Annotated in this window: 14 protein-coding genes; 4 read left to right on the top strand and 10 right to left on the bottom strand. The window is 45.0% G+C overall.

Going from position 1 to position 16,858, the window contains the following annotated elements; genetic code table 11:
• Positions 1–10 precede the first annotated feature (10 nt).
• From NFR61_RS07690 to aroQ, 4 genes are all read right to left on the bottom strand, one after another.
• A complete protein-coding gene (locus NFR61_RS07690; RefSeq protein ID WP_251622472.1) occupies positions 11–796 on the bottom strand; it encodes an acyl-[acyl-carrier-protein] thioesterase in 786 nt (261 codons plus the stop codon).
• Positions 797–798: 2 nt separating this feature from the next.
• Complete coding sequence (locus NFR61_RS07685; protein ID WP_251622465.1) at positions 799–3,978, bottom strand: glycoside hydrolase family 31 protein; 3,180 nt, start codon at positions 3,976–3,978, stop codon at positions 799–801.
• A gap of 114 nt (positions 3,979–4,092) precedes the next feature.
• Positions 4,093–5,496, bottom strand: a complete 1,404-nt coding sequence (gene pyk, locus NFR61_RS07680) for a pyruvate kinase (RefSeq protein ID WP_420910113.1) — start codon at positions 5,494–5,496, stop codon at positions 4,093–4,095.
• Between the two features lie 30 nt (positions 5,497–5,526).
• The gene (aroQ, locus tag NFR61_RS07675; RefSeq protein ID WP_251622457.1) at positions 5,527–5,970 is read right to left on the bottom strand and encodes a type II 3-dehydroquinate dehydratase; all 444 of its coding nucleotides are present in this window, start codon (positions 5,968–5,970) and stop codon (positions 5,527–5,529) included.
• A gap of 203 nt (positions 5,971–6,173) precedes the next feature.
• Here aroQ and xerD point away from each other — a divergent pair, with 203 nt between their 5' ends.
• Positions 6,174–7,112 (top strand): site-specific tyrosine recombinase XerD, encoded by a 939-nt coding sequence (xerD, locus tag NFR61_RS07670; RefSeq protein ID WP_251622452.1) that lies wholly within the window; start codon positions 6,174–6,176, stop codon positions 7,110–7,112.
• Positions 7,113–7,162: 50 nt separating this feature from the next.
• Positions 7,163–7,669: a HEAT repeat domain-containing protein gene (locus NFR61_RS07665; protein ID WP_251622442.1), complete on the top strand. Its 507-nt coding sequence runs from the start codon at positions 7,163–7,165 to the stop codon at positions 7,667–7,669.
• 5 nt (positions 7,670–7,674) lie between these two features.
• On the opposite strand, the gene miaA is transcribed toward NFR61_RS07665, so the two are convergent.
• Entirely contained in the window at positions 7,675–8,583 is a 909-nt protein-coding gene (miaA, locus tag NFR61_RS07660; protein WP_251622440.1) for a tRNA (adenosine(37)-N6)-dimethylallyltransferase MiaA, read from the bottom strand.
• A gap of 140 nt (positions 8,584–8,723) precedes the next feature.
• Between miaA and NFR61_RS07655 the strand changes: the two genes are divergently transcribed.
• On the top strand, positions 8,724–9,494 hold the full coding sequence (locus tag NFR61_RS07655; RefSeq protein WP_251622432.1) for a tetratricopeptide repeat protein: 771 nt from the start codon (positions 8,724–8,726) through the stop codon (positions 9,492–9,494).
• 7 nt (positions 9,495–9,501) lie between these two features.
• Positions 9,502–10,035: a GNAT family N-acetyltransferase gene (locus tag NFR61_RS07650; RefSeq protein WP_251622424.1), complete on the top strand. Its 534-nt coding sequence runs from the start codon at positions 9,502–9,504 to the stop codon at positions 10,033–10,035.
• A gap of 25 nt (positions 10,036–10,060) precedes the next feature.
• On the opposite strand, the gene NFR61_RS07645 is transcribed toward NFR61_RS07650, so the two are convergent.
• From NFR61_RS07645 to NFR61_RS07625, 5 genes are read right to left on the bottom strand one after another with little or no spacing between them, the layout of a single operon-like run.
• The gene (locus NFR61_RS07645) at positions 10,061–10,717 is read right to left on the bottom strand and encodes a GDSL-type esterase/lipase family protein (RefSeq protein WP_251622525.1); all 657 of its coding nucleotides are present in this window, start codon (positions 10,715–10,717) and stop codon (positions 10,061–10,063) included.
• A gap of 7 nt (positions 10,718–10,724) precedes the next feature.
• On the bottom strand, positions 10,725–11,987 hold the full coding sequence (locus NFR61_RS07640) for an alpha/beta hydrolase family protein (protein WP_251622422.1): 1,263 nt from the start codon (positions 11,985–11,987) through the stop codon (positions 10,725–10,727).
• 10 nt (positions 11,988–11,997) lie between these two features.
• Positions 11,998–13,164, bottom strand: coding sequence for a n-acyl-d-glucosamine 2-epimerase (locus tag NFR61_RS07635; RefSeq protein ID WP_251622515.1), 1,167 nt, complete (start codon positions 13,162–13,164; stop codon positions 11,998–12,000).
• A 29-nt stretch (positions 13,165–13,193) separates the two neighbouring features.
• On the bottom strand, positions 13,194–15,908 hold the full coding sequence (locus NFR61_RS07630; RefSeq protein ID WP_251622421.1) for a sodium:solute symporter family protein: 2,715 nt from the start codon (positions 15,906–15,908) through the stop codon (positions 13,194–13,196).
• Positions 15,909–15,931: 23 nt separating this feature from the next.
• Positions 15,932–16,849 carry a dihydrodipicolinate synthase family protein gene (locus NFR61_RS07625; protein ID WP_251622413.1) on the bottom strand — a complete coding sequence of 306 codons (918 nt, stop codon included), beginning with the start codon at positions 16,847–16,849 and terminating at the stop codon, positions 15,932–15,934.
• Positions 16,850–16,858: the final 9 nt, after the last annotated feature.

The following is a 16,858-nucleotide window of genomic DNA, read 5'->3' as shown; positions in this document are numbered from 1 at the left end:
CAATTATTTTCTATTCCTCCGCAAACTTACTGTCGGCATGCGGCTTCCATACACTTTTCGCCACACAATGCAGCTTTTCCCCTGTTTCATCCTTTATCTGATGAGCAATCACGATTTCTTCTCCCTCCTGTTCTATCTGATAATACGAATAAATGTCAGTATCCGGCATTATCTCATGCTCATATACCACCTCCACCTCCGTAAGAATATGATTTCTCAAAAAATCAAACGGCAGGGAATTTGTCAGCCACCGCATATAAGAAGCCTGTGTAACATGACCATTAAAATCTATGTTGTCAAAAGTTGCCGGAAACAAACGCCCTTCCGTCATCCGTAACATTCTTTCCTTTTCTTGTAGCAAAGGAGGCAGTGTTATTTTTTCAATCCGGTGACCGGTACTCATCTCAACTATTTCCTGCGTCTGTCTCAACGGTCTTCTCCGCTTCAAATCAATCAACATCCATTCCGAAGTGGCATTGACCAGTACTTCTCCATCCTGACGCAACATCCGGTAATCACGCAAAGCAAACAAACGCTCTATCCCCGAAGGCCATGTTTCCAATATCACCGTCTCTTCTTTGTGAGGCATCTTGAAAATCTGAATATGCAGACGATGCAACATCCATGTCTGTCCCTGTTTATTCAGCGTATTCACATCCACGCCCAAGGTTTCCGTCTGCCTCTCCGCCACATCATTAAACAAATCACACAAGGTCTTTATAAATAAACGTCCCTTATAATTCGTATAATGATTATAAATCTTGATTTGCTCTGTATGTTTGGTAACCGGAATCATATTCAATAACAAATCTGAAGCACCTGTTCTTTATCGGTCGAAACTTTCTCCGTACGTACATGTATCCGTCCCTTCTTCTCCTCGGGATTAAAACACCATCCTATTTTTCCCTCTTCAAATTCACCAACCGACACTGCCGGCAAAGATTTTCCGTTATGCAGGATTTCAACCGGAGCTTCTTCCGCTTTCACTTGTAAAACATATACACGTTCTTTCAGACGTCCTTCATAATCTCCCCTGGCTTTTCCTATAGTCACAGTTACATTGCCTTTTTTATCGGTAGGTGCAGAAACAGAAATTAATGTGCGGGCAAATTTCCCGTTTTCAAAATCCCTTGTTAAGCCGTCATCTTCATACATATCAAAAGAGGTTTGCCCGAACGGATACAAATCAAGTGTCAGAACATCCGCCGGTTTCTCCCAAACGTAATTCATATCCGGATACATCGGAATGATAGCCCCTTCACGCACAAATACGGGACACGTTGCCAAACTTGCCTTGTATTTATCCAACCATTTCCCTCCTTCATAAGCCTCTCCTGTCCAATAATCATACCATGTTCCGGCAGGAAAATATATGTTCTCACGCTGACACGTACCCCGCCAGTCTCCCCGTTTATACACTGGTGCTACCATCATCCATTCTCCACTCATAAACTGATATTGCGTAGCTGTATCGTAAGTAACCTCATCTTGCGGGAACTCAAGCACCATAGCCCGTACCATCGGCACTCCGGTTTCATGAGCCTGACGGCAATAAGTATAAGCATACGGCATCAAACGCATTTTTAATTTCAGATAATTCCGGTTAATCTCTTCATAAGGATGTCCGTATAACCAAGGTTGTTTGTCCACGGGAGCCCAACCGCTCATTGTCATAATAATCGGTGTAAATACTTTCCATTGCAAATCACGTGTATAGGTAAATGCCGAACCGCCAAAAATCCCGTCAATATCACTGGTCGCCGCATTAAATGCAGACAATCCCGCTCCCGTTACTGTCGGAATATGATAGCGGATATAATCGAAATCCCCAACCTGGTCCCCACTCCACACGGTAGAATAACGCTGAGTTCCAGCCCAACCGCATACCGACCAAACAAAACCACGTTCATTCGTATTGTTCTGTATACCTTCGTAAGCCGCTTTCGTTCCATTCAGCGCAAACTCATAACCGGCACCAACCCAAGCCACATCCAATTTACACAAACGGGTTCCACAGGTACCTACCTCATAAGCAATTTTATCTACCCCGTTTTCCGTCCAAAGTCCCGTATAGAATCCCCTCTTCTTTAACTCTTTCACAACAGAATCCAATTTTACATACCCACACCCGTAACCGTCATTAGGCAAAATCCAACCTCTCGGCATATCATGTTCTACATATTTGTCGGCAATCTGGGTTATAACATCGGGAGTCTGCTGTTTCCATCCCACGCGCTGTTCGGGTTTATTATAACAATCGGCATCTCCCATTGTCAGCATCCATTGAGCCGGCATAAAAGGTTTTCCGGTCATTGTCGTATAATCTCCCAATATATCCTTTAAACCGGGGCCATAGAAATAAAAAGCATCAAAACGATTCTCATCATGCGTCAAGGTACTGAAATAAGCTGTTTTCATCCCTTCTTCCGTCGGTTTAGTTTCCTCTCCGTTAAAAGCATACTTCCCTTGTGCAAATGTATTTCTGAATACTCCGTACCCATTGGACGACATATAAAAGGGGGCAGGATTGGAGGCTTCACCTTCCTGCCAACCGGTAACAGCAATATCCAATTCTGTTCCCGCATGTGAAAAACGCCCTTGTTGCATTCCTCCTCCGTAAAAATACTCTTTCCCTCCCCGCTTCAACATCTGAGAAGTTTTAGAACCAAAAGAAATCGGCTCTTTCTCTTCAAACAGCATCTTACGGTCATCTTTATCATACATCGCAAAACGCAACGGATTTTTATAAACACGGACTACGCACTGGGGAGTAGCAAATTTATAGTAATGGCCATTTTCACTTACCGCCACTTTGGGATTTTTAACTGAATAATCCACCACGATAGCATCCGCAGCAGGATTCGTATACTCATTATCTTGAGCAAGCCAAATACGGAATATATCATCCCGATAAAACATCAGTTTCACTTTCGCATAACCGGAAACAAATTCAAATTCATGTTTATTCAACTTTTTAAAACCGGTTACTTTTCCCAAAGACATTTTGGCAGCATATAAATGTACGTTTAACACATCGTTATCCTTTCTCTGATCTTTCGCATACAGAATTTCAAATGTAATTTTATGCGAGCCCTGTTGTGTCAAATCCACCGGCGGAAACACAAGCAATCGCTCCTCCTGTTTTTCCAAAGGCTTTACGGAAGCTTTTACCGTCGCCTTCAACTGACGCCCGTCATTAAACAACGCCCGCACATCAAAATCCTCATTTACAGATTGAGAACCCATATTCTTTATTCTGACTTTTAATGTATCATGCGCCGTAAACTCATTCCCTTCCGAACGATGAGAATCCAAATTCAATAAAGCAATATCCTGCGCATAGGGTTCCGTTAATTCAATATCATCTACCATCCAATACCATGAAAATATGCCTTTCCAGAAAAAACGGATATAAACCTTTTCCTGCTCGGCAGCTATTTCCGATATATTAATCTCTTCTGTAATAGGCTCATGCATATTCGTTGAAGCAGGACGCCCCCCTAATACATCATATTCTTTCCACGTCTTACCATCATTACTAACACCAACCCACAATCCCTTTCCTTTTTTGGTAAACCAGTCATTCCAACGAAAAACATGCTGAAACTTCAGTACCACATCTTTCTTATTCCGGCAGTCAATAGCTGCAGTTTGAAAATACCCTTGCGGATACTGCTTTTTTTGATTCCACTTGGTAATCTCCTCTCCGGTAAAAACTCCAGGACGATATTGCATGTGATACCCCCGGCTCACGGAAGCAATAGGCGGCGCCTGCTGCTCAAACTGAAAAGAACCGGGATAAGGCTGATCCGTCAGCATCCATTCATAAGTATGCCCCTCCGCACCCGTAGAATCCACAATAATCCAACCGTTAGGTAACTTTCCCGAAGAGAAATCCTCTTTCCAGAAGCTCTTTTGCTGAGCACACACCATAACACCAAGCCCGACAAACAAGGCCAATAAAATACTCTTTACCATAACTATCAATTAAAAATCCATTTTACTATTACACGCTTTTATTTTTCTTGTGTAAACATAGAATATTTTTCTTAAATACACACCGCCACAGCCATAAATATTAAAAAGATTATCCTAACAAATATCACTAATCTTACAAATTTCCATAAAAGAGGCACCTCTTGCCGGACCGAAACTACCTCCGACTACAACAATATAGTCTTCTTTGGAATAACCGGATGCCAACAATACTTGCGGAATATCCCGAATAAATTCATCCCGAGAACACGGTTTTTCCGTATAATAAGGAACCACACCGAAAGACAAGGCCAACTCCCGCATCACTTTTTCATTATAACAACGGGCATATACAGGCAAACCTCCCCGAAAAGCCGACAAATAACGAGCCGTCCGACCACTCAATGTATCCACAACGACAGCCTTTATGGGCAATATCGCCGTAACCCGGACTGCCACCCGTGCCAGAGCCGCTGTTACCTCATTATTAATCCGAACCAAATTTCTGTTTGAATCCGAAGGTGTAACCGATTCATTAGCCGCAGCCACCTTGTTCATAACCTTTACAGCTTCCAGCGGATAATCACCATAAGCCGTCTCCCCACTTAACATGACAGCATCCGTTCCCATAAAAACAGCGTTCGCAATATCACTGACCTCCGCCCGCGTAGGACGGGGATGCTCTATCATAGTATGAAGCATCTGTGTAGCAATAATAACAGGCTTCTTACTCTCTATACACTTATTGACTATATAACGCTGAATTCCGGGTATCTTTTCCGCATCAATTTCTATCGCCAAATCTCCCCGAGCGACCATCACCCCATAAACATGATCCAATATTTCATCAATATGATCCACCCCCTCCTGATTTTCAATCTTAGCAATGATTTTTATATTACTATGCGCCTCATCCAATATTTTTTGAATTCCTATCACATCCTCTTTATTACGCACAAAAGAGTGTGCAATAAAATCAAGATGATTTTCAATAGCAAAATCAATAAAAGTGCGATCTTTCTCACTCAACGACTGCAATTTCATTGTCGAACCCGGTACATTTACGCTCTTTCGGTCTTTTACAATCCCTGCATTCGTTGCCTCCAATTCAAGACGGTCAGCATATTTATTCCTGACAATAAATTCTATGTCTCCGTCATCAATCAAAATCTTATCACCAATTTTTATATCTTGCACAAAATGGTCATAAGAAACATGTATCAACTTTTTCTCGGAAGTAAGCCCTTCCTCCCCTGTTACATAAATAATCTCCCCTTTTTTCACCTGCATTGGCTCCGTAACCATTCTCGTCCTTACTTCCGGGCCTTTCGTATCAATTAGTAAAGGTATCTTATTCGACACTTCCCGCACATTCCGTATCACTTTCATGGCATCATCCAATGTCTGATGAGCCGTATTAAGACGCACCACATCCATTCCAGCCTCATACAATTCACGTAAAAATTCAACATCACATCGTTTATCCGAAATAGTAGCTACAATTTTTGTCCGTTTCATAATTCCAATTTATCAATCTTTACAACAAAATTTTCATTCCCGATTTGCCAATAAGGCCTGTATACCCAATTCATACGAATTCAAGCCGAAACCAGTTATTGTTCCCATACACACCGGTGAAAGAAATGAACAATGCCGAAAAGCCTCCCTTGCCGCCGTATTAGAAATATGCACCTCAACGACAGGAGCAGCAACAGCAGCAACAGCATCCGCAATAGCTACAGAGGTATGGGTATATCCCCCTGCATTCAAAACAATACCATCATACGTATATCCGACCTCATGAATTTTATCTATCAAGACTCCTTCAATATTGGATTGAAAATATTCAATATTGACACATTTATACTTTCCAGATAGATATTCCAGATAATTTTCAAACGTTTCCTCTCCATATATAGCAGGTTCACGCATGCCAACTAAATTAAGATTAGGCCCATTCAATATTAAAATCTTCTTTACTCCTTCATTATTCATATCTTTATAATATATTTAAATTCAATGTTTTACATAGCACATAGAATAATATTCAAAAAGAAATTATCGAAATAATTAAATTAAATCCTCCAAAATTATCTATTATTTACACAAAAATATATACCTTTATCCGCAAGTTAAAGCATTTTGCTATTTTTCAGCGAAGATATATTAAATTTATTACACTTATAAAACAACAGGAAATGACTTGGGAAAATGCAATTGAAAATTACAAGACTTACTTGATTCTTGAAAAATCATTGTCAGCAAATTCAGTAGAAGCCTATTTAAATGATATTCGCAAATTGGCCAAATTTTGTGAAGACAATCACAAGCAAAAAGATATTGAGAAAGTATCTTATGACTTACTAAAAGATTATCTGAGCTTTGTCAGCGATATGGGAGTAACCCACCGTACCCAGGCCAGAAGCATCTCAAGCATCCGTTCTTTCTTCAAATTTTTAGTATACGACGGAATATTGGAAAACAATCCGACCAAATTGCTTGAAGCCCCAAAAATCGGACGTAAGTTACCCAGTGTACTTACCGTAGAGGAAGTCGATGCAATCCTGAATGCCGTAGAAATGTATAAACCGGAAGGCCAACGTAACAAAGCTATTGTTGAAACTCTATATTCCTGCGGACTTCGGGTTTCGGAATTAATCAGTGTTAAAATATCCAATATCAACTTCCGGATGGGAATCATCAGAATTGAAGGAAAAGGAAACAAAGAACGTATAATTCCATTAAGCAAGAATGCCAAACAGGAAATCAAACTTTATATGAAAGGATATCGTAGCTATCTCGATATTCAAAAAGGATATGAGGACATCTTGTTCTTGAATAAACGGGGAACCTCCTTATCCCGGGTAATGGTATTCAACATTATTAAGCATGTGGCAGAACGGGCTCACATTACAAAAGCCGTATCTCCCCATACGTTCCGTCATTCTTTTGCTTCTCATTTAGTTACAAGAGGTGCCGACTTAAGAGCCGTACAGGACATGTTAGGACATGAATCCATCTTAACCACGGAAATTTATACACATCTCGATAATAACTACTTAAAAGAAACAATCAATAAGTACCATCCGAGAGTCAAAGGAAACGAAAACAAAGAAAAAGAAGAGGAAGAAAAATAAAAACTCAAAAGAGCGTTAATAACGCTCTTTTTTTTACTCCCAAACATCTTATGGAAAACAACGAGGAAATTCTCAAACAGCTGAATAGCGAAAATCCGGAAATACGAAAAGAGGTTACAGAAAAAATCAAAAACGAAGGTGATCTTTCAATAATTCCTTCTTTATTAGATTATTTATCGTCTATCAATGACCACCATGACATAACAACCATTGTCAATTTGTTGGCGGATATAAAAGACAACGGATTCATATCTCTCTTAATGAATCGGATAAAAAACACCCAACAACCTGCTTGTAAATCCCTTTTTCTCCGAATTTGCTGGGAATCCTCCCTCGACTTTTCCGACTATGCCGAAGAATTTGTTAAGATTCTCAAAGATGACGATTTTATAGTAGCCTTAGAAGCTGCCACTATATTAGAGAACCTAAATCATATAAACCAAGAAAAGAAAACACAACTTCTCAAAGAAATCAAGACCATTGACACCACTGATGAAAAACAATTCCTGGTAGATAACATCTTAGCAACTTGGACCATGGAAGAAACAGAAGAATAAGACGTTTATTTTAACAAATTCTTTATTTGCTCCACTTTTTCTTCCAAAGCCAATCCACCGTCCACCCAATGGATTTCCATTCCATCCCTTTCCATCTTCCTGAACCAGGTCATCTGACGTTTGGCAAATTGGTGTATGGCAACATTCAATTGCTCTATCATAGCTCCATAGTTCAATTTTCCTGTCAGATATAGCGTAATATATTTATACTCCAAACCATAATAAATCAAATCCTCTGCTGCAAGCCCCCCCTCAAGTAGCTTTTTCACTTCCTCCACCATTCCGTTCTGCAAACGTGTATGCAATCGGTCTGTAATACGTTTACGCCGCACCTCCCGATCCACATCCACTCCTATAATCAAAGGACGAAGTTTCGGAAAATGCTGTTCTTCCATCGGATGTGTCCGGTAATACTCTTCAATTTCTATTGCCCGTAACGCCCGTTTCACCGTATCAACATCCGTCGTATTATGCATTTTCTTGTAAGTCGATAAAATAGTTGTCAATTCTGCCAAATTCTTTCCCTGTAAGCTCTCCCTTAACTCTTTATTCACCGGAACAGCCAACAACTTATACGCTTTCAGTACAGCCTCGACATACAACCCGCTACCTCCACACAATACCGGAAAAACCCCTCTTCTCCGGCAATCCTCCCATACCCGAACAAAATCCTTCTGATACTCAAAAACATTATACTTATATCCAGCCTCCACAATATCAATTAAATGATACGGAACCGGCCTTCCTTCATACACATATTCCTCCAAATCCTTCCCCGTTCCAATATCCATTCCACGATATACCTGTCGGGAATCAGCACTGATTATCTCCCCTTTAAACTCTGCCGCCAATCGTACTGCCAACGTTGTTTTTCCAGAAGCCGTAGGACCAATAACACTTAAAAGATTAAACATTTTTCCTTCTTATTTCGTATTTCTCCCCAAGCATACGTTTTTTACACGTTTATATGACAAATGTAATCAATATCACTCTTTTTTAACCAAAAACAGATATATTTGTCGTGAATGCTTATAAGAATATTAAAAAATTACTTATGAATAATAAATGGCTCTGGACGGCTATCGCTATTTTGGGAATGATTAATATCTGTTTTTCTTTACCGATAAAGCAGAAAGAAATCGTCGAAAAACTCATTGTGGAAAATTCTTTTGAAAAAGCCTTGTCTGTAATAGAAAGTTTCCAGCCAACGGATACGACAGACGTAGATATGTTACTATTAAAAGGAATCTGCTACTACAACATCTCCTCACAAAAAGAACAAGCCATTTCAACCCTACAAAATGCCCTATCACTTAGTAAAAACAGATATACAGACATCGATATCATTTATCATTTGGCACAAGCCTATGAGGCAAACACTAAATATACCGATGCTCTCAATAATTACAAACAACTTCAAAAATTAGTCCCGGAAAAATTCCAAAACTTCCACCAAAAAATCGACACACAAATCATATTGTGCAAACAACATTTAATTTTAACACCCGAGACAACAGAGACATCTTTCATATCTTCCGATTCACTTATGCCCGAAAACTATAAACCGGCAGCTAAGCAATATACCATCCAAATCTGCTCCATGAGTTTTCCCCTTTCGGACACATTTTTCAAAGGCCAATACGGCGTAAAACTCATCCGGATGGGAGACATCTACCGTTACATATACAACATCTATCCTTCTATCGAAGAAGCCCGAACCGCCCTGCCCACCATTCGCAAAATATATCCGGACGCTTTCATCCGCGAAATTGACGAAGAAAAACTGGGACAAGCCGTCGACTTAAATATGGACCGAATAAAATAAACCGCCTATGATGAACGATGAAAACATTCTTGTCCGGGCACTCGAGCCGGAAGATTTGGAGTATTTATACAAATGGGAAAACGACATGGATTTATGGGAAGTCAGCGACACATTGACCCCGTTTTCCCATTTCACACTAAAAAAATACATTGAAAACTCTCATCAGGACATATACGAGACCAAGCAGTTGCGCCTGATGATCACCGACAAGGAAAACAATACCCCCGTCGGGCTGATAGACCTTTACGACTTCGACCCCTACCACCAGCGGGCCGGTCTGGGAATCATGATCCACGACATGGAAAACCGGAAAAAAGGATATGCCCGAAGCGCCATCAAACTGATGCTCGACTACTGCTTTGAAACGCTGGGACTGCACCAGGTCTACAGCAGCGTGCCAAGTTGCAACATCGCCAGCCTCAAACTATTTCAATCCATGGGTTTTGCCCAAACCGGATACAGAAAGCAATGGCTAAAGCGAGGCGCAGAATGGGAAGACGTCATCTACTTTCAGCTTCTTGCTTCGGACTGGAACCAATAAACGCAGTATTTTCTACTGCGTTTTTTTATTCATTTACATACGGCAGCACGATCTGCTTCCAAAGCAGATACCCCTTTCCAAGCAAATGCAGGCCGTCATTCGAATACTCCGGATTCATCTTCCCCTCCTCATTGCAAAAATGCGAATGCAAATCGATATAAGTAAAACGCCCCTCCACGGCCTTCTCCTGCAGGAGGCGATTTATTTCAAGCACCACATCCCCGCGGGAAGTATGCCCCTTAAACATCCCGTAACAGTCATTCACCGGCAGCACGCTCTGTACGTACAGCTTCGTTCGGGGAGAATCCTCCCCTATCTTCTTCGCAATCCTGAGAATGCGGGCGACAATCGTATCCGCCGAAGTGCCTCTCGCCACATCATTAATACCTATCAGCAAAAAAATCTTCGCCGGTTGTCCGCCCAATACGGCATCCAGCCGATCATACACCCCTTCCGCAATATCCCCACTGATTCCCCGGTTCTTCATGCGGGCATCCCCGAACAATTCCGCCCACTCCCCTCCGTCGGTAATACTGTTGCCTAAAAATACTATATCCGTCGAAACGACCGGCAACGCCTCGTATAACGTTGCCTTTTGATACCAATATGTAGAATACTTCCTCTCCTGAGTATGCCCCCACTGACAAAGAAGCAATAACATGCATACCACCAAATACTTCATCATACCGTTAATCTTTTTCTATTGAAAAAATCTCCTTCAGCCAGGGCAAAACCCACTCTTTCTTGAAATAATGCATAGGCGGATCCACATTCGCCAAACGGAAAAAAGTGCTCCGGTCGATACCTTCGGGCAACCGCTCCAAATAGGTACGGTCTTCCGGTGCAGCGAAACGCGGATAATGGTGATAAACAAAACGTTCCGGATGTCCCGATGCGGCGAAAGCCTTTTGTATCATCCCGAAATCCCGGTCCATCCCGCCTTCCGTACAGATTACATAACGGGGCGCTAAGGCCGCAACCAGATCCGGGAAATCAAAATGACAAAGGAAACCGGGTATCAGATGCCGGATAGAATTGGGGAAAGGCCTGTTGCCGTTCTCTCCCGGATAGGTCATCACCTCCATCCTCTCTTTCGTACGGCACAAAAAATCATTGTAGACAAAAGCATAAACGGTCGTATCCAATACGCCCAACACCATCAACGGCTCCGTTCCCAACGAGAATCCGCTGACAATAATCCGTTCCCGGTCCACATAAGGACGGGTCTTCATCCATTCCAGCACCTGCTGGTCAAGCCACGCCGTATATCCCAAATAACTCCAGCCCATCTCCAACAGATAACGGGCGACAATATCGTAATCATAGCCCCTTCCCGTATAACGCTCCAGATCGCAAGTCTCCCCCGCCGCCGGATTATCAACCGCCACCGCTATACAGCCGGCCTTCACATAATGGAGTGCCATTGCCGCCTTGTCCCGGTTGCCTCCTGCTCCCAGCTTCGGATAAACGGGGTCTTCTCCGGCAATCGCCTCTTTCGTGCTGCCGGAACCGGGTATGCACAAAACCGCCGGCAGCTTTTTCCCCTGCCCACAGCCGTCCGGCAACAATACCAGAAAAGGAAAAACCATCCCTTCTTCGGGATAAATCTCCCACTTCTCCACCACATAACCATCCCGCGGTGTCACGGAAATCCTGCGGGCATCCGCAACTCCCGTCCCCGAAGGAAAATTCATCAGCCTTTTCATAGCCTCCCTCACTTCCTCCTGCCACTCACGCATCTCCCCGGCTGTCATTCCCTCCCGGAAAGCACATTTCGGCTGAATCTGTTTCATCCGGTTGTGTACCGCTCCCAGCGAACTGAGAAAACGGCCGTCCTCCCGTCCGGAAACGATTTTAGCCTGCTCTGCGGGCTGAAAAGCCTCCGGCACCCGCTGTGCAAGGACTCCCATACACAACGCCGTAAACAAAATAAAAACAATACACTTCTTCATACCGACTGATCTACTTGTTCAACTTCTCAAGCACCTGCCAACACTGGAACAAACCGCGGGGAACATGGAAACAGCCTTTCCACTTGCCCCCTTTCAAAGGCAGCAGCACCTCGCCTCTCCGGTTCAGATAGCCGAACCATTCCGGATACTCCTTGTCGGCAAAATGACTCCATGTATAATCGTGTACCTTCTCAAACCATTTCAGACACTCCTCCGAGCCGGTCAGTTGGTACCCCTTCAGCATCGTAATCAACGTTTCGATATGCACCCACCACAATTTCTGGTCCCATTCCAGCTGCTGCACCGGATGTCCCAGACGGTCCATAAAATAGAAAATGCCGCCATACTCCTTGTCCCAGCCGTATTCCACCTCCTGCAACGCAATTTTCACAGCCCTCTCTATCAACTCCTTGTTATTCAGTCTGACACCCAAATCCATAATGAACCACATCGCCTCGATGGCATGCCCCGGATTCAGTAAACGTCCGTCGAAGTTATCCACCAGCTGCCCGTCCGTTCCAAGATGCTCCACCACCAAGCCCAGCTCCGGACGATAAAACACGTCCAGCACCTCATGGATGCAGTTATAAATAGACTTCTCCATAAAATCCTTGTCCAGCAGCGGTTCGATTTCCAGCGCCAGATTGCAAAGAATCATGGGCAGCGCGAAACTCTTCATATTCCGCGTGCCGGGATAAGCCTTGTTCCATTTTCCTTTCGGATTATCCACCTTCGATAAAATAATGTCGAACGTCTTTTTGGCAATGTCCGCATACTCCTTGCTGCCGGTGGCGATGCTCAACTGTCCGAAAGCCATCGCGGCAAACGTATAGGAGAAAATATTATACGGCTCCACCAACGGTTTCCCTTCCCGCGTCAGGGCAAAATACCAATTGTAATTTCCGTCGTGTCCGTGCTTCTTCAGAAACTCGGCTCCCTGAACGGCACAATCCAGCCACTCCTGTTTCTTCTCCACCTTATTGTAAAGCATCGAAAACATCCACACTTCCCGCCCCTGCAGCCAGATGAACTTGTCCGTATCAAATACATTCCCGACACGGTCCAAACAAGTGAAGTAACCTCCGAATTCTTTATCCTGAGACTTCTCCAGCCAAAAAGGAATCACCTTGTCCAGCAACTCCGACTTATATTGCTGTGCTAACTTTTTAAAATCCAACATGGTCATACTATTTTATCAATCATTAATCATTTTTCCAATCTTCTCCAGGTCAGCCCCTTCGGCTGTTCTCCCGCCGGCCATACCAGACTGTACAACCAGCCTACCCCCACCGACACGACAATACCGATAGCTCCGTATAGCAGGAAAGACACCGGCGTATAAATACTCAACGCAAACACCACAACCGTTCCGGAGATAAAGCCCAGCAAAGCCCCCTTCGCCCCGATCCGGTCAAAAAAGATGCCCATCATAAACAGACCTCCCAGTCCGCTCGACAGCAATCCCAGTATCGAATTGAAGTAATCCAGCAGCGAAAGAATATTCCACGTAGCCATCATCACCGCCAGCACCGTTCCCAAAGCTCCTGCCGCGAGAGAAACCCAGCGCGCCACATTCAGTACGCTCTTATCCGAAGCACCCGGCACACAATGCTTATAAATATCCATAGAAAACGCCGTAGAGGTAGAATTGATATTGGAAGAAATCGTGGACATCGTAGCCGCAAAAATTGCAGCAATCAGCAGTCCGGCAAGTCCCACCGGCATCTGGCTCATCATAAAGAACGGGAAAATGGCATCCCCGTTGGAAAGTGCATAACTCAATTCATCGGGACGCGATTTGAAAAACGTATACAACCCCGTACCGATCAGATAGAACACCACCGAAATAAACACGCTCATCAAGCCGTTCATCATGATGCCCTTTCCCGCACTGCGCTCATCCTTCGTCGTCAGATAACGCTGAATCACCGTCTGGTCTGAAGTATAGGAAATCAGGTTGTTGGCGATGCCTCCTAAAATAACCACCCAAAAAACAGCTTTCGTGCAATCGAAACTCCATTCGAACATCCGGAACTTATCGTGATCTACGGCGATATCTATAAATCCGCCCACACCGCCTTCCGTATGAAGAATCAGGTAAATGGCAGCGAAAAAGGCTCCGCCAACCAGAATGAACCCCTGAATCACATCCCCCCAAACCACGGCTTCCACACCGCCCATCGTACAATACACCACCGTAACGATACCCATCAGGATGATACAAATATAAATATCGATACCGGTCACCGTCGTCAGCGCCAGGGAAGGCAGATACAGCACCAGCGCCGTACGGGCCACCATAAACGCGATAAACAATACGCTGGCCATCAGACGGGTCGTATAATTGAAACGCAGCTGCAAATACTCATACGCGCTCGTCACATTCAGACGCCGGAAGAAAGGCAGATAATACTTTATCACCGGATAGGACACCAGCAGAATCATCACCAGCATCGGATAGTAAGCCCAGTTGGTGGCGAAAGCCTTCGCCGGAATCGCCATATACGTGATGGCGCTCAACATCGTGGCATAAATACTGATTCCGGCAGCCCACCACGGAATACGGCCGCCTCCCTTGAAAAAGTCCTCGCTGCTCGAAGCGCGGCGCATGAAATAATACCCCAGCAGCAACATCCCCACCAGATACACAACCAGCACCGACCAGTTCACCCAGCCGAATCCCGTCCTGGTGCCCATCTCCACGGCATATACCCCTGCGGAGCGTATGCCGGGCTGACTTTCACCGTTCACCACCAGCCAGTTTCCCTTGTAAGGCACAACCGCCGCCCCGGCCAGCGCCAGTTCGGAGAAATAGCCTTCCGACACCCACGAATCCGTCAGCGTATGATAAATCAACAGATTGCCGTTGAAATCATACCAGTCGGCAGGATGCCGCAAATAGGCACGCTCCTCCTCCTGCAATTGTGCGGTAAGCGAATCATTTCCCGCCTGCAGCGCCTGCTCCAGTAACAAAGGCCTGTCCAGCGCCCGCTTGAACCGGTCGTAATTCACGCCTCCTATCACAGCGACATGGTGACTTCCCGAAGCAACAGCCGTGCCGCCGACCAACGCCCGAGCACGCCCCTCTTCATAAGGCACCGCATCGGCTACCGCCTCCCATTTGCCGTTCCGAGGATTGTAGCCGTATCCGTCCGTATGCACCCGGCTCTCCTGTCCGTCAGCTGCCGGCAAAAAGCCTCCCATAACGAAAAACCGAGCCTCTTCCGCCGTATTCTGCACAACCCCTACAGGCTGTATGCGGGCTTCTCCGGGAAACGGAGCCACCTCTTCCCAGCCTTTGCTCTCGCCCAAACGCAACGCAAAACAACGGTTACCCGGCTTGTTGTCCATATTTCCGCCGGCCACATACACGACATTTCCACTCAATCCGCCTGCCATATTATCCATCGCCACCGGCAAATCAGGCAAAGCCTCCGCAACAATCTCCCCTCCGGCACGCTCTTTCAATATCCATACCTTGTTCAGTCCTCCCGCTGCATTCCGGCCACCGACACAAACCACCCCTTCCGGCGTAGTAAAACTCACCCCGTAAGCAGCGCCTTCAGGCAACTTGCCCGCTTTCTTCCATTCCGCCTCCGGATTCAACGGGTCCGCCAGCACGAAAATATCATCGTAATACACTTTTTCCCCGCCTTCCGCTGCCGGAACTCCGGGAAAATTGCACCCTCCGGCTACCACCAGCCTGTCACCCAGAATTCCTGCATAAGGGGCGGAAACGCCCTGTCTGCTTCCTTCCTCTCCGGATACCCATAAGCCGGACAATTGTTTTACACTCACCACATTGTGATGATTATCCCGTCCTTTATTCTCTTCCGTCAAAGAACGCGTTTCGGCTCTCAGAGCGAAAGCCCCGAATATCAGACATCCGACAAGCCAGCAGTATCTAAAAGGTACTCTCATACAATCTTTTTATAAAAAAATCCTTACATTTTATTACATCTGTCGAAAAAGCGAATAGCTTCCAGTTCCGCTTTCATCGCTTTTTCCTCCTCGTCCGTCATATTGCGGAACGGAGTACGGTTCTTGCCCAAATCCAGACCAATCAGCTTCATAATGCGTTTCCCGCCCACGATATTTCCCCGGTAATTGCAAATAACATTAATCACCTCCTGGGAGAAATTCTGCAACTCGCGAGCCTTCTCCAGATCGCCGGCTTCCCAGGCTTCCAGAATGCCCACAAGGGCCCGGCCGTTATAATTCGTCGTGCCGCCGATACCTCCCTGCGCGCCGCCCATGGCCAGACACGGCAAAATCGTCTCGTCCTGTCCGTGCAGCATATCGAACTTGCCGCCCTTGTACAAACGGCACTGATTGTATTCATACAGACTCTCGTAAGTATACTTGATGCCGGCGAAATTGGGAATGCGTCCGTCCACCGCCTTCAAAAACTCGACCATAGACAGATAAGCATTGTTAAATGCCGGAATATGATAGTAATAGAAAGGCAGCTGCGGTGCACCGGAAGCAATCTCCTCACAATACTTCACCAGCTCTTCCACCCGGCCGATTTTAGGGAACGGCGTAGCCATCGCCCCGATTCCCCATGCCCCGATTTTCTGGGCATGAGCGGCCAGATTACGGCTCGTCTTCACACACGTACTTCCCACATGCACAATCACTTTAAATCCCTTCGGAGCCACTTCCACCCACTTTTCCGCCAGCTTCATCCGCTCTTCCTCCGTCAGCATATAGCCTTCCCCCGAAGAGCCGTTAATAAATACACCCTTCAGGCCGTTATTCACCAGTAATTTCGCATACGCCGCAATCGGTTCGTAATTCACCTCCCCGTTTTCATAAAACGGAGTAAAAGGTGCGTCAATCAATCCTTTAATCTTTTCCATTTCTTATAT

This window comes from Odoribacter lunatus (assembly GCF_943193135.1).
GTDB lineage: Bacteria > Bacteroidota > Bacteroidia > Bacteroidales > Marinifilaceae > Culturomica > Culturomica lunata.
Note: the sequence above shows the minus strand (reverse complement) of the source record. Positions and strands in the feature narration are given on the sequence as shown.

Coding starts and splice junctions, on each gene's coding strand:
- NFR61_RS07690 (WP_251622472.1), bottom strand. CDS start 796: ATGATTCCGGTTACCAAACATACAGAGCAAATCAAGATTTATAATCAT.
- NFR61_RS07685 (WP_251622465.1), bottom strand. CDS start 3,978: ATGGTAAAGAGTATTTTATTGGCCTTGTTTGTCGGGCTTGGTGTTATG.
- aroQ (WP_251622457.1), bottom strand. CDS start 5,970: ATGAATAATGAAGGAGTAAAGAAGATTTTAATATTGAATGGGCCTAAT.
- xerD (WP_251622452.1), top strand. CDS start 6,174: ATGACTTGGGAAAATGCAATTGAAAATTACAAGACTTACTTGATTCTT.
- NFR61_RS07665 (WP_251622442.1), top strand. CDS start 7,163: ATGGAAAACAACGAGGAAATTCTCAAACAGCTGAATAGCGAAAATCCG.
- miaA (WP_251622440.1), bottom strand. CDS start 8,583: ATGTTTAATCTTTTAAGTGTTATTGGTCCTACGGCTTCTGGAAAAACA.
- NFR61_RS07655 (WP_251622432.1), top strand. CDS start 8,724: ATGAATAATAAATGGCTCTGGACGGCTATCGCTATTTTGGGAATGATT.
- NFR61_RS07650 (WP_251622424.1), top strand. CDS start 9,502: ATGATGAACGATGAAAACATTCTTGTCCGGGCACTCGAGCCGGAAGAT.
- NFR61_RS07645 (WP_251622525.1), bottom strand. CDS start 10,717: ATGAAGTATTTGGTGGTATGCATGTTATTGCTTCTTTGTCAGTGGGGG.
- NFR61_RS07640 (WP_251622422.1), bottom strand. CDS start 11,987: ATGAAGAAGTGTATTGTTTTTATTTTGTTTACGGCGTTGTGTATGGGA.
- NFR61_RS07630 (WP_251622421.1), bottom strand. CDS start 15,908: ATGAGAGTACCTTTTAGATACTGCTGGCTTGTCGGATGTCTGATATTC.
- NFR61_RS07625 (WP_251622413.1), bottom strand. CDS start 16,849: ATGGAAAAGATTAAAGGATTGATTGACGCACCTTTTACTCCGTTTTAT.